Below are 14,869 nucleotides of genomic sequence, written 5' to 3' on the forward strand. Positions count from 1 at the left end.
CAAATAATCGACTGTAAATTATTAATTGGAGTCAAGAATGGCTAAAATAGAACAACGCTTTGATTACGTAAAGATTGGGTTAGCTTCACCAGAAAGAATTCGACAGTGGGGAGAGAGAACTTTACCCAACGGTCAGATTACTGGAGAGGTGACAAAACCGGAGACCATAAATTATCGCACGTTAAAACCTGAAATGGATGGCTTGTTTTGCGAGCGCATTTTTGGGCCTGCAAAAGATTGGGAATGTCATTGTGGCAAGTACAAACGAGTTCGCCATAGAGGCATTGTTTGCGAAAGATGTGGTGTTGAAGTCACTGAATCTCGCGTCCGCCGTCACCGGATGGGATTTATCAAATTAGCAGCTCCAGTAGCTCACGTTTGGTATCTCAAAGGCATCCCGAGTTACATGGCAATTTTGTTAGATATGCCGCTGCGAGATGTCGAACAAATCGTGTATTTCAATGCCTACGTTGTCCTCAATGCAGGTAATGCAGAGAAGCTGCAATACAAGCAATTGCTCACGGAAGATGCTTGGCTGGAAATAGAAGACGAACTTTACAGCGAAGATTCCACACTCACAGGTGTAGAAGTGGGGATTGGTGCTGAAGCTTTGCAAGTTTTGCTGCAAAATATTCCGCTAGAAACTGAAGCGGAAAAGCTGCGGGAAGATATTGCTAATGCTAAAGGTCAAAAACGGGCGAAGTTAATTAAACGTTTGCGGGTAATTGACAACTTCATCGCTACGGGATCTCAACCCGATTGGATGGTGCTCAATGTGATTCCGGTGATTCCCCCCGACTTGCGACCGATGGTACAGCTAGACGGCGGGCGTTTTGCAACGAGCGACCTCAACGATCTTTATCGGAGAGTCATCAACCGCAATAACCGCTTGGCCAGACTCCAAGAAATTCTGGCACCGGAGATTATCATCCGCAACGAAAAGCGGATGCTGCAAGAAGCTGTGGATGCGCTGATTGACAACGGTCGCCGGGGTCGGACAGTGGTTGGCGCAAACAACCGCCCGCTGAAGTCGCTGTCGGACATCATTGAAGGGAAACAAGGTCGCTTCCGGCAAAACTTGCTGGGGAAACGGGTTGACTACTCCGGGCGTTCGGTGATTGTGGTGGGGCCGAAACTGAAAATTCATCAGTGCGGTTTGCCGAGGGAAATGGCGATCGAACTTTTCCAGCCTTTCGTCATCCACCGCCTGATCCGCCAAGGATTGGTCAACAACATCAAAGCTGCCAAAAAACTGATCCAGCGCAACGATCCGAGTGTTTGGGACGTGCTTCAGGAGGTGATTGAAGGACACCCGGTAATGCTAAACCGGGCGCCGACCCTCCACCGTTTGGGGATTCAAGCCTTTGAGCCGATTTTGGTGGACGGGAGGGCAATTCAGCTTCACCCGCTAGTCTGTCCGGCTTTTAACGCTGACTTTGACGGCGACCAAATGGCCGTGCACGTGCCTTTGTCTCTGGAATCTCAGGCCGAAGCGCGCTTGCTGATGCTGGCTTCTAACAACATTATGTCGCCGGCAACCGGAAGACCGATCGTTACTCCTTCTCAAGATATGGTGCTCGGTTGCTATTACTTGACAGCCGAAAATCCTGACGCTCAAAAAGGCGCCGGTCACTATTTCTCCAACCTTACCGACGCGGTTGTAGCTTACGAACAAGGAGTCGTTGACTTGCACTCATACGTGTGGGTGAGGTTTCAAGGCGCTATCGAAAACACTGAACCGGAGGGCGAACCGCTGAAGGTGGAACGCTCTACCGACGGTATAGTGACGAAAGAATACAAGTTCCGCCGGGTTCGGGAAGACGGAGAGGGCAAGGTGATCAATCAGTTCATTCGCACTACTCCGGGCAGGATTATCTATCACCAAACCATCGAATCGGTAATTAACAATTAGAAATTGGGAATGGGTAACAGGTAATGGGTAATAACTGGTCAATAATTGCTAAAAAATAAGAGCGATCGAAGACGGAAAAATTACCCATTACTACTTACCACTACTTCGGAGACGCGGTTCCTAATCGAAGTCGAAGGGCAGTAAAAGTTACTAATTACCAAGTAAGTAGGTAGGTGCAAGTAAACTTTATTATGGGAAGGGCAGGTGAGTGCATTCATCTCCTAGCTTAGCTCTCTTCCTTATACGCTAAACTCACCCTACAAAATGCTTGTTGTTTTTTCCCGCTACTCTACTTACCAATTACCAATTACCAATACTTTGGCTACGCGGTTCCTAAATCATTCGGATTCGCTCAGCGGAACCGAAGTCGAACGGCAGTAAAAGTTACCAATTACCAATTACCAATTACCACTACTCCGAAAAATGACAGAAAATAAGGAAATAGTTTTTCGCAATAGAGTTGTTGACAAAGGTCAGCTCAAAAAATTAATCTCTTGGTCTTTCATGCACTACGGAACGGCCCGTACAGCGCAAATGGCCGATAAACTCAAAGACTTGGGTTTCCGCTTTGCGACACGAGCGGGAGTTTCGATTAGCGTAGACGATTTGCAAGTGCCCCCGTCAAAACGATCGCTCCTAGATGCAGCCGAAGAAGAAATCCGCATCACAGAACAAAAATATACCAGAGGCGAAATCACCGAAGTCGAACGCTTCCAAAAAGTAATCGATACCTGGAACAGCACATCAGAAGACCTCAAAGACGAAGTAGTCAAAAACTTCCGAGCCACAGACCCCCTAAACTCGGTCTACATGATGGCATTCTCCGGGGCGCGGGGAAACATTTCTCAAGTGCGGCAGCTAGTCGGAATGCGCGGATTGATGGCTGACCCCCAAGGAGAAATCATCGACTTGCCAATTAAAACCAACTTCCGCGAAGGACTCACCGTTACCGAATACATTATTTCCTCCTACGGAGCGCGCAAAGGCTTGGTAGATACAGCCTTGCGGACGGCAGACTCTGGCTATTTGACTCGCCGGTTGGTGGATGTGTCCCAAGACGTAATTGTGCGGGAAGTAGACTGCGGCACCCAGCGGGGAATTCGAGTGCGGCCGATGACGGACGGAGCAACAGTGCTGATTCCCCTGAAGGACAGGCTGCTGGGGCGCGTTTTCGCCCGAGATGTGGTCCACCCCAAAACCGGGGAACTCGTGGCTTACGGCAACGAAAAAGCCGTCCGAAATCAGCCAATTACCGAGGAGTTGGCGGGGGAAATTGGTAAATCTGGAGTGGCAGAGGTGTATTTACGATCGCCCCTGACTTGCGAATCTACCCGATCGGTTTGTCAGCACTGCTATGGCTGGAGTCTCGCCCACTTGAAAATGGTGGACATGGGAGAAGCCATCGGCATTATTGCAGCTCAGTCGATCGGGGAACCGGGAACCCAGCTCACCATGCGTACCTTCCACACCGGCGGCGTATTCACCGGAGAAGTCGCTAAACAAGAACGCGCACCCTTCCCGGGCGTAGTGAAATTCAAGAACTTGCGTACTCGCTCGTTCCGCACCAGACACGGCGAAGAAGCACTGGTAGCCGAAAACAACGGCAAACTTGTATTTGAGGGCGACGGATTTGAAGAAGGGAAATCTGGCGCAAAAAATCAAAAGCTGAAAATCGAATTGGCGATCGTCCAGGGTTCTACTCTGATGGTCAAAGACGGACAGCGCGCCATTCCCGGTCAAGTTTTGGCAGAAGTGCCGATCGTCGGTCGCGCCGCCCGCAAAACTACGGAAAAAGTGACTACAGACGTGGCTTCCGACTTAGCCGGAGAAGCCAAATTTGCTGATTTGGTGCCAGAAGAAAAAACCGACCGCCAAGGGAACACAACCCGCACAGCAAGCAAAGGCGGACTGATTTGGATTCTCTCAGGAGAAGTCTACAACTTGCCCCCCGGCGCCGAACCAGCAGTGAAAAATGGCGATCGAATTCCGGCCGAAAGCGTAATTGCCGAAACCAAACTCATCTCTGAACACGGTGGCGTAGTCCGCATCGCTGACCCGAGAGAAATCGAAATTATCACCGCCCAAGTCCTGCTCGACCAAGCAGTCGTGCGGGCAGAAAGCGCAGGCGGCCGCGACCACTACACCATCGAAACATCTTCTAAGCAGCGGTTTTCCTTGAAGACGGCTCCTGGGAGCAAAGTGATTAACGGGGAAGTCGTCGCCGAACTGCTCGACGACAGCTACCGCACAGCTACAGGGGGCATTGTCAAGTACGGGGGGGTGGAAGTCCACAAGCGCGGCAAAGCTAAACTTGGCTACGAAGTCGTGAAGGGGGGGACTCTGCTCTGGATACCGGAAGAGTGCCACGAGGTAAATAAAGATATTTCATTGCTGCTGGTGGAAGATGGCCAGTACGTTGAGGCCGGTACTGAGGTGGTTAAGGATATTTTCTGCCAAACCAGCGGGGCAGTGGAAATCACTCAGAAAAATGACATCCTCCGGGAAATTGTGATCAAACCGGGCACACTCCATGTAGTTGACCGCCCGCCACTAACATTTGGGGAAGGTCAAATCGTCAACGCCGGTGAAGAAATTTTCCCAGGCTTGGTTGCCGAAGAGTTGGGCTATGCGGAGTATATCGAAACTCCCGAGGGCCCGGCTTTGCTGCTGCGGCCTGTGGTGGAGTTTCCGGTGCCGGATAAGCCACCTGTGCCTTCTCAGACGGCGCTGAATGAGTCGATCTCTTTGAAAGCGGTGCAGCGACTTCCTTATAAGGATGGGGAGCGCGTCAAATCTGTCGAGGGATTGGAACTGCTGCGGACTCAGCTTATTTTGGAAATTGGTTCGGGAGCTCCGCAACTGGCGGCGGATATCGAGCTGCTGCCGGATGAGGAGGATGCTACGGCTTTTGGGGCGGACGGTTCGGGACCGGCTTGGGGTTCGCCTGAAGACGTTAGTGCGTCGCAAGAGTTGGCGATGACTGTGGCCGATGGGGGCGATCGAGCTTCCAAGACTTTCCGCTTGCAGCTAGTCATTTTGGAATCGCTGGTGATTCGGCGGGATGTGTCTGCCGATCCGACTCAGGGCAGCACTCACACGCGGCTGTTGGTCGAAGATGGGCAGTCGATCGCACCCGGGGCAGTAGTCGCCCGCACAGAGATTCTCTGCAAAGAAGCGGGTATCGTTCGCGGCATCCGTGAGGGGCATGGCGAACCAGTGCGCCGACTGTTGGTGATGCGAGATGCGGATTCTATTTCGATCTCTGTGGCGGGTACGCCGGATGTGAGTCCGGGTCAACTGCTGGTGGCTGGTACCGAAATAGCTCCGGGGGTTGTTCTCGAAGAGTCCGGCCAAGTTGTGAAGGTTGTACCTGCGTCGGAGACAGAATCGGCGAAACTCTTGCTCAGGGTGGCTCGTCCTTACCGGGTTTCGGCAGGTGCGGTGCTGCACGTAGACGACGGTGACTTGGTGCAGCGGGGTGACAATTTGGTGATTCTGGTGTTTGAGCGGGCAAAGACTGGGGATATCATTCAAGGTTTGCCACGGATTGAGGAACTTCTTGAAGGGCGGAAGCCGAAGGAAGCTTGTATTTTAGCCAAGCGGCCGGGGACGGCTCGCGTGGTTACGGATGACGATGTTGTGGAACTTGCGGTGATTGAGGATGATGGCCGGATTGAGGAGTATCCTTTGTTGCCTGGTCAAAACCCGATCGTTTCCGACGGACAGCGCGTAGGCGTCGCCGAAGCTTTGACCGACGGGCCTGCTAACCCTCACGAAATTCTGGAGGTGTTCTTCCACGTGCTCAAGGAGCGGCAGTCTACTTTTGAGGCTGCTTTGGAGAGTTTCCAACAGGTGCAGACGTTTTTGGTGAATGAGGTGCAGTCGGTTTATCAGTCTCAGGGCGTGGATATTTCTGATAAGCACATCGAGGTCATCGTCCGCCAGATGACCAACAAAGTCAGGATGGAAGATGGCGGCGATACTACTATGCTCCCGGGCGAGTTGGTAGAATTGCGGCAGGTTGAGCAGGTAAATGAGGCGATGTCAATTACTGGTGGAGCGCCGGCGGATTATACTCCGGTGTTGCTGGGGATTACTAAGGCTTCGCTGAATACTGATAGCTTTATTTCCGCTGCTTCGTTCCAGGAGACTACGCGGGTGTTGACTGAGGCTGCGATCGAAGGTAAGTCTGACTGGCTGCGGGGACTGAAGGAAAATGTGATTATCGGCCGCCTGATTCCTGCGGGTACTGGGTTCAATGCCTATGAGGATGCTGGGGTCCAGGATGCGGGTTTTGATGGTGCTGTGTTTGATGACGACATCCACGATTTACAGGAGGATGTGGTACTTGATGACCGTACGGCGCGTCGCGCGTATACCATCGAGAGCGGTTTTGAGATCGGGCGCGGGTCTGATCTTGAGGCTGATGAGGATTTTGAGGAAGTTGAGGTTGATGAGGACGAGTTTGTCGCTGAGACTGATGATGATGCCTTAGGACCTGATGGTGACGATGATGATGATATCGGTTTTGACTTCGACGAGGACGAAGACTAATCATAGTTTTGAGCTTGCATGAAGGAGTGAACAGCGTTGTGTTCGCTGAGGATAAGTTGCTTCCTCGCCACAACGCACACTCCGATTTCATGAGTTAAAAAAGCTCAAATTTTTCCTCACAAATTCCAAGTCCGAACTCATAGTATTGTGCTATGGGACATCGAAAGGAAGAAGGAAGAAGGAAGATTTAGAGTTCAAGAAAACCTTGTAATTCTAGAGTTTTAATTGTTTGTTGGTTCACACAAACAATTCTTTCTTCCTGCTTCCTTTTTCCTTCTTCCTTCTTATTCCTTCTGCATATATGGTTCACTCAATCAGGCAGCAAAGCCTTGATTTGATTAACAAACTCTTGATGGTCTACCACAGGTTTAGAGATGTAACCGTCGGCACCGCTTTGATCTAGAAATGTTTCTTTATCACCAGCCATCGCGTGAGCAGTTACCAAAATAATCGGCAGCGAGGCCGTTTGCGGGTCAGCTTTAAGCAGTTGAGTAATCTTAATGCCGTCAACAGATTTGCCCTGGTACACGCTGCGCGAAAGAGACACATCCATTAAAATCAAATCAGCTTCGCCGTTGGCAGCAATCTGCATCACCTCTTCAACATTTTCCGTGTGCTTCACGGCTAAGCCCCCCCGCTTAGTCAGAATTTTGGAAAAAACCCGAGCATTAACCAAATCGTCCTCTACAATCAGAACGGTTTTCATAAATAAATATGGGAAGTATAGAAACTTTGTGACTTTAGTCCAAAGAGGAACACGACACGGGGACTACATTCCCCGTCAAAAATGCAGAGTTTTTAGCGCCATCAGCCGGGAACCCTGCAAAACCCGTATGTATATCCTTGAGCCACTAGCTGTGAGACGGTGTACAGATGCCTAGAAGCATCCAGTACCATCATTTAGACTACTACACACAGACAGTTTAGTTCTTTTTTATAACTCGACCTGACACTGGTGAGAGTCTCAAGATTCTCAGGTAGCAGGTTTCTAGTACAATCCAGGACGCATGGACGACGCCTCGCAACCGGGTTTTCGAGCGTTTCGGCGGGCTATAACGAACTATTGCTATGAAAAAACCCGGTTTCTGACTACCCGTGCGTCCTGGACTATAGTATCCTCTATTTCGGTCAAGCCTCCGGCTTCTACCATTTTAGATTTTAGATTTTAGATTTTAGATTTTAGATGGGAACTGATTGACTGGATATGGGTTTGGATCGCGGATCTACAGTTGCATTATTTTTTAAACTGGTATTAGATTCGGGAATGTGTGATAATTATTTTCCTTCTTCCTCATTAGAATCAAGCCATGTTTATTCACATACTCCCGTCGCCACAGCATTCGGAGTAGCAAATCTAGCGGGGCTTGTTGGAGATGCCTAATTCTCAGTTTTAACCCCTCAAAACGGCTTAAAATATCGACGCTTCCGTTCCTCAAGGGGATGTCAGACTAGGAGATATCGCCAGGAGAGCTTTTGACTGATAAATTCATCAATATCGGTATTTTTGACACTCTCAGCGAGTCACGGCCACGCTCTATGATTGAATAAAGCCAAAACTTGGACTTCACTCATAGTCCTGTCGCCTCTACACAATCAGAACAAGTACCAGTACCAGAGGTATTCAACTTCCGCTTACTTTTCTTTTTTAATAGTTTCGGAGTCCCTCACGCTTGCCAAAATACGGTAAGCTCGATCTTCTACCATTGCTGCTCGATCCCGGCTACGGCTGTACCGAGACCAGCTCAATCTGAGGTTTCTCCTGAATAGAATATTTCTTCGTGTAGATGGTTATTCCTAATTGCAATTAAATTCTATCATAGATTGACGGGGACTCAAGTTCCTCGTGACGCTTTCCTAGGAAGAGCTACAGCCTCACTACGTTCTGAGTTTCTGGCATTCCGTGTTCTCCTGTGAATCCACCTTCTCACGGCAGAAGGTAAATAGACAGGTAGGCGCAAATGAAGGCAACATAGAGGTTAGGGTAAGAGTGGAGAGTAAGAGGCAAGTGTTGCCCGTCTTCGGGACTCTGATTCTGCTTTCACAAGTTAAGTTTATTTTTATTCTTCAACTGGGCGGTTGGGTCGAACTTTCGGTTCGCCTGCAGCAAAGGCTTTTCAATCGAGACAGGCAACCTCGGCATTATTGACAGAGGCTGTTTTCACTCAGGAATTAACGGACACAAGGACTCATGGCTAAACAACTCAACCTACTTTCCGGGCAAGTAATTTCTACGCCTCTGCACGCCGAGATGCAGCAATCGTACCTCGAATATGCCATGAGTGTGATCGTCGGGCGAGCTTTGCCTGATGTCCGCGACGGTTTAAAACCAGTTCACCGTCGAATTTTATATGCGATGCACGAACTCGGTCTGACGCCAGACCGACCTTACCGTAAGTGCGCCCGGGTAGTTGGAGATGTTTTGGGAAAATATCACCCCCACGGCGACCAATCAGTTTACGACGCTCTGGTACGCATGGTTCAGGAGTTTTCAAGCCGCTATCCTTTACTGGCGGGTCACGGCAATTTCGGTTCGGTTGACAACGATCCGGCGGCTGCTATGCGCTATACGGAAACGAGGCTAGCGCCGATCGCCCACGAAGCTATGCTAACCCAAGTCGGCGAGGCAACTGTTGATTTTACTGGTAACTTTGACAATTCGCAGCAGGAACCGACGGCGCTGCCTGCTCAGTTGCCGTTTCTGTTACTCAACGGCTGTACGGGCATTGCTGTGGGGATGGCAACTAATATCCCGCCGCACAATTTGGGGGAGGTGGTAGACGGTTTAATTGCTTTGATTGAAAACCCTGAACTATCGGACGAGAAGTTGATAGAACTGATTCCGGGCCCGGATTTTCCAACCGGAGGGGAAATCGTCTCTACAGAGGGCATTGTTGACGCCTACACTAAGGGTCGAGGCAGCATTGCGGTCAGGGGTGTGGCAGGGGTGGAAGAGGTGCCAGGTAATCGCAAGGTGCGTACTAAAACGGCGATCGTGGTGACGGAGTTTCCGTTTCAGGTAAATAAGGCGGCTTGGATTGAAAAGGTGGCGGAGTTGGTCAATGCTGGCCGCCTCGACGGTATTTCTGATTTGCGTGACGAGAGCGATCGCGAAGGCATTCGAGTGGTGATTGAACTCAAGCGGGAATTTACCCCTGAAGCGGTTCTCGCCCGCCTTTACCAACAAACTGACCTGCAAACAAATTTTGGGGCGATTTTGCTAGCAATTGTCAACGGTCAACCCCGACAGTTGACGCTGAGACAATTGTTGCAGGAATTTCTGGATTTCCGGGAAGTGACTCTTACCCGCCGCTACAATTACGAGTTGCAAGCAGCAGAACGCCGCTGTCATATTGTCCAAGGCTTAATGTTGGCTTTGACAAATCTCGACACAGCGATCGACATTCTCAGAAATTCTCCTGACGGCTCTACTGCTAAGCAAACTTTACAAGTTCGCCTCAATTTGAGCGAAAGCCAAGCTGATGCGATTTTGGCGATGCCTATGCGTAGGCTGACTGGTTTGGAAAGGCAAAATTTGCAGTCTGAGTTTGATGAGTTGATGGCTAATATTCAAGAATTGCAGCGGTTGTTGAGCGACAGGCGTGAACTTTTGAAGGCTTTAAAGAAGGAATTTCGATCGCTCAAACGCAAGTACGCTGACCCCCGCCGCACTAAATTCGCCAATGGAACTGCACGCGCAGCAAACACCGAATCACAATTTGCTGGTAAGAAAAATTCTGGGGTGAAGCAGTTGTCGCCGGCAACAATTCAGCCTAACTTATTGCCCGTTCTAGAGGCAGAGGAAACTATAGTTGAATTTTCGCACAAGCAGTACGTGCGGCGCTTGCCGCCTGGGGAAAAGCCACGCTCGAAAAGTCGCGAAAAATCGGTTTCAGCTTTAGAAAAAAATGAAGATTTTATTGTGACGGCAAATCTGACGAAAACAGATCGCACTTTGGTCGTCTTAACTCCTAACGGCAAAGCTTACCCGCTGAAAGTGGCCGATATTCCTAGTAGTAGCGCCAAAGACCGGGGAACGCCGATCGTTAGTTTGTTGTCGCCGAGTGCTACTAAAGAAAGTGCCGGTCGCGCTTTGTCGGAAATCACAGTTGCACACTTTATTTTGCCGGAAAATTCGGAAGCGGCGGATTTAGTAACTCTGACTCAGCAAGGGAAAATTAAGCGCTTGCCGATGCAGGAATTTGCTGATTTGACTAATCGCGGCGTTACTGTTGTTAAACTCAAGGAGGACGACCGGCTGCGCTGTGCGAGTCTGGCTAAAGTCGGCGAGCAAGTGGCGATCGCAACTTCAGGAGGTCGAGTCCTCCGGTTTGAGATTGATGATGAACAACTGCCGCCAATGGGCCGCGCGGCCCAGGGCTCTCAAGTAACCAGGTTGCGGAAGCAGGAAGAGTTGGTGGGTTGCATCACTCTCGACCCGAACGACAGTCTGGTGCTATTTTCCGAGTTGGGTTGGGCAAAACGAATGCCTGCAGGTTCTGTCAGACTTACTAACCGGGGCGAAATTGGCACTCAAGCTTTTCGTTTCTCAGAGCCTAAAGATGCTTTAGTTGGCTTGCTGCAGGCGGTTCCGGGTACGGATGTCAAACTTTTTACTAATTCAGGCCGCATGCTGCGATCGGCTATTGATGCTATAGCTTTTTGGGGGAAAGATGCTGCGGGCGATCGAGTTTTTGACCTCAATCCAGGTGAAAAAATTATCAAAGTTATCAGCAGTCAATAGTCATTGGGCATGGGGCATGGGGCATGGGGCATGGGGCATGGGGCATGGGGCATGGGGCATGGGGCATGGGGCATGGGGCATTGGGCATTAGGAATTAATCTGATTTCTGACCTCTGACTTGTGAATTCAACATCCATCCGTTAAATCATTGAAATCCCGTATACTGCTCGTTGCCGAACTTCCTCCTTCCTTGAATACCCCAATTACCAATGCCCCATGCCCCATAGCCCATGCCCAATCTAAAATCTAAAACCTAAAATTGTTTAATGGCGCAAGTTGTATTAGAAAATATCTACAAAAGTTTTCCGCTCCGCCAAGGAGAACAGGAAAAAGAAGCAAACACCGTCGCAGAAAGTGTCTCGCCTATAGCCGATCGCCCTTCGTCTAACAGCGTTTTGCGGCGCATTAACCTAACTGTCGAAGACGGGGAATTCATGGTGTTGGTGGGGCCTTCGGGCTGCGGAAAAAGCACTTTGCTGCGCTCGATCGCCGGTTTGGAAGTTTTGACGGCCGGCAATATTTGGGTTGGCGATCGGCTGGTTAACGATTTGCCTCCTAAAGACCGAGATATCGCTATGGTATTTCAAAATTATGCTCTCTATCCTCACTTAACAGTTTACGATAATCTCGCCTTTGGATTGCGGCGCTCGGAAAGGGAGAAAGAAGAAGGAAGAAGGAAGAAGGAAGAAGGAAGAAGGAAGAAGGAAGAAGGAAAAGGGAAGAAAGTAGAAGAGAGAAGGGGGGAAATACAAGGAGAAGAAGGAAGCATCCAGAATATAGAAAAAATTAGGAATAAGGTAGAAGAGGTTATTAATGATTTAGCTTCTAATTATTTTAAAAATCCTCTAAATTATCCTGTGTTTGAAGATTTTTTAGGAGGAGCTACTCGCAAGTTTCCTCCGGGTTTGCGCTATTTGTCGGAACGGGAAAAGGCTGTAGGAAAACGAGTGCGAGAGGTAGCTGAATTATTGCAAATAGAATCTCTTTTAAATCGCTTGCCAAAACAACTTTCGGGAGGGCAAAAGCAGCGGGTAGCTTTGGGTAGGGCGATGGCTAGGAATCCTGAAGTTTTTTTGATGGACGAACCGCTATCGAATCTTGATGCGAAATTGAGGGCGGAAACTCGATCGCAAATTGTGCAGTTGCAGCGACAGTTGCGAACTACAACTATTTATGTGACTCACGACCAAACTGAGGCGATGACAATGGGCGATCGAATTGCTATTATGAATAGAGGCCAGCTTCAGCAAGTAGCTCAACCTCTAGAGCTTTACAACAAGCCGGCTAATCTGTTTGTTGCTGAGTTTATCGGTTCTCCGCCGATGAATTTTTTGTTGGTGGAATTTAGCGCCCCGTTGTTGATTTCTCACCCGCAATTTCGCTTTACTTTACCCGATATTTGGGCAAAAAGTCTACAACAATATGACGGGCGAGGGCTAATTTTGGGAATTCGGCCGGAACATCTGAGTATTAACCCTCCGGCTACCAAAAATCTTTCGGTACAAGTGGAAATTGTAGAAGCTTTGGGACACGAAACTTATTTGGGGGTTTGTTTGACGGACGATCCGGCGGTGCGAATGCAAGTGCGGGTTCCTCCTGAGCGATCGATCCGAGTTGGCGAGGAGCTTTGGCTGGCCATCGCCCATGACAAAATTCACTTGTTTGACCCCGATACCGAGTTGGCTATTTTTCCTCGTTAGGTAAAATTATCAAGGTCGATCGACCGTTGTGACCGATATCGTTACTCACAAGCTTGCATTTTTATCAAGTAATGTTATATTTATTTACATAAGCCTTACACAAGTTAACGAAAGGAGTTCGCACTATGCAAGAACAAAAACGCAACGCTTGGAACTGGGGCTTCAGCGAGGGAGCCGAAAATTGGAACGGTCGTCTGGCGATGATTGGTTTCTCTGCCGCTGTCATCATCGAATTGGTTTCCGGTCAAGGCCTGCTTCACTTTTGGGGCGTGATGTAATTTTCTTCTAGTTAAGACTTTTGTGACACTGCAAAGATTGGGAGTTCCGTAACGGACTCCCTAAATTTTGGCAGCGCAATTTTGGCGGCAAATAGCCACTTGCTCCGGGCAGTTAGCTGCCCAAAACTTAACCGCTATAGCTCAAACCGGGGCGGGGGGTCTCCCCCCCAAAAAAAAGAGTGCGAATCACTCTTTTGGGTGATGCTAGCAAATTACTCTAGCGGATATATTCTTTTAAGATGCTGTTGCGGTTGGGATGGCGCAACTTTCGCAGGGCTTTAGCCTCGATTTGGCGAATCCGCTCACGAGTGACGTTAAAGATTTGACCAATTTCCTCCAAGGTCTTCATCCGTCCATCATCTAAGCCGTAACGCAGCCGCAGTACATCCCGTTCTCGGGGGCTGAGAGTATCCAAAACGCTTTCCAAGTCTTCTCTGAGCAAGTTTTTGGAGACTTGATCTTCTGGTGTTTCCCCGTCTGATTCAATAAAATCTCCCAGACGTGAGTCTTCCTCTTTGCCGATCGGAGTTTCTAAAGAGATGGGCAACTGTGCGGACTTAGCAATGAACCGCAACTTCTCGATCGTCATCTCCATGCGGGTAGCAATTTCTTCTTCCGTAGGCTTGCGACCCATTTCCTGAGACAGGAGTTTGGTAGTTTTCTTGATCCGCGAGATGGTTTCGTAAAGGTGAACCGGTAGGCGGATAGTGCGCGATTGGTCGGCGATGGCACGGGTAATGGCTTGACGTATCCACCAAGTTGCATAGGTAGAAAACTTGTAGCCTTTTTCGTGATCGAATTTTTCAGCAGCCCGGATCAGACCCAAAGAGCCTTCCTGAATCAAATCTTGGAAAGACAAACCGCGATTCATGTATTTTTTGGCGATCGACACCACCAAACGCAGGTTTGATTGCACCATTTTTTCCTTTGCCCGACGGCCGACGTGGAGTCGGTGACGGAATGCAGGAAGTGCCATATCTACAGCATTAGCCCATTCGCTGTCTTTGGGTTCGCGGTTATACTCTTCGAGCAGTTGTTCTCGAACTCGCTCTAATTCCAGCAAATCTGCAATCTTGCGCGCTAGTTCAATCTCTTCGTCAGCTCGCAGCAGTCGAATCCGACCGATTTCTTGCAGGTAAAGACGAATAGAGTCTTCAGTATAATGCTTTTTCTTTGCCTGTGCCCGACGGCGGGCTTTGGCGCCTTTGCCAGATTTAGGGTCTTCCTCAGATTGAGAGTCTAAGAATTCTTCTCGATCGTCTTCTTCGTCGATAAAGAGTTCTAACTCGCTCTCAGGTAGAACGCTTTCGGCGCCCCGAAGCAACTCGATTGTTTCCATTTCCGGTGTAATTGTGGTTTCGAGTACGGTGTTAGCCTGGATCATGCCGTCTTCCTCATGCTCCTGAATTAAAGAATAAATAACAGTGGAATAGTGTCTGTTTGTAGTTTAGACAAGTTAGCCAGTATTGACATTCCCGCAGGAAAAAATAGTGGGATTTTCGGTCTGCTAGCTGAATCTGTTACCGAAACTGCACCAGTTTTATGAGTCAAAGTTCGAGTTCGGGTTTGAAGCAGGCAGCGCATTCAATCGATCGCAGATTTTAACATCGCGGCCTTAAATTGAGCTGGCGGCTTTTTCTTTCGGAGCGAGTTACCACATCATCTGCAATACCTTGCCCAGAGA

At 49.3% G+C, this 14,869-nt stretch carries 7 protein-coding genes; 5 read left to right on the forward strand and 2 right to left on the reverse strand.

Going from position 1 to position 14,869, the window contains the following annotated elements:
- The first annotated feature begins 37 nt into the window (after positions 1-37).
- Both QUB33_RS10555 and QUB33_RS10560 read left to right on the forward strand, forming a co-directional pair.
- On the forward strand, positions 38-1,912 hold the full coding sequence (locus QUB33_RS10555; RefSeq protein ID WP_333350128.1) for a DNA-directed RNA polymerase subunit gamma: 1,875 nt from the start codon (positions 38-40) through the stop codon (positions 1,910-1,912).
- Positions 1,913-2,335: 423 nt separating this feature from the next.
- Complete coding sequence (locus QUB33_RS10560; protein ID WP_333350130.1) at positions 2,336-6,466, forward strand: DNA-directed RNA polymerase subunit beta''; 4,131 nt, start codon at positions 2,336-2,338, stop codon at positions 6,464-6,466.
- A gap of 310 nt (positions 6,467-6,776) precedes the next feature.
- Here QUB33_RS10560 and QUB33_RS10565 read toward each other — a convergent pair whose 3' ends face one another.
- A complete protein-coding gene (locus tag QUB33_RS10565; RefSeq protein ID WP_006632892.1) occupies positions 6,777-7,172 on the reverse strand; it encodes a response regulator in 396 nt (131 codons plus the stop codon).
- Between the two features lie 1,482 nt (positions 7,173-8,654).
- Between QUB33_RS10565 and QUB33_RS10570 the strand changes: the two genes are divergently transcribed.
- The 3 genes from QUB33_RS10570 to QUB33_RS10580 all read left to right on the forward strand — a co-directional run bounded on the left by QUB33_RS10570 (position 8,655) and on the right by QUB33_RS10580 (position 13,185).
- Complete coding sequence (locus tag QUB33_RS10570) at positions 8,655-11,207, forward strand: DNA topoisomerase (ATP-hydrolyzing) (RefSeq protein WP_333350132.1); 2,553 nt, start codon at positions 8,655-8,657, stop codon at positions 11,205-11,207.
- Between the two features lie 266 nt (positions 11,208-11,473).
- Positions 11,474-12,907: an ATP-binding cassette domain-containing protein gene (locus tag QUB33_RS10575; protein ID WP_333350135.1), complete on the forward strand. Its 1,434-nt coding sequence runs from the start codon at positions 11,474-11,476 to the stop codon at positions 12,905-12,907.
- A 125-nt stretch (positions 12,908-13,032) separates the two neighbouring features.
- Entirely contained in the window at positions 13,033-13,185 is a 153-nt protein-coding gene (locus QUB33_RS10580) for a high light inducible protein (RefSeq protein ID WP_015179166.1), read from the forward strand.
- A 217-nt stretch (positions 13,186-13,402) separates the two neighbouring features.
- On the opposite strand, the gene rpoD is transcribed toward QUB33_RS10580, so the two are convergent.
- A complete protein-coding gene (rpoD, locus tag QUB33_RS10585) occupies positions 13,403-14,569 on the reverse strand; it encodes an RNA polymerase sigma factor RpoD (RefSeq protein WP_190735350.1) in 1,167 nt (388 codons plus the stop codon).
- Between the last annotated feature and the right edge of the window lie 300 nt (positions 14,570-14,869).

This window comes from Microcoleus sp. B3-A4 (assembly GCF_036705385.1).
In the GTDB taxonomy this organism is placed as follows: domain Bacteria; phylum Cyanobacteriota; class Cyanobacteriia; order Cyanobacteriales; family Microcoleaceae; genus Microcoleus.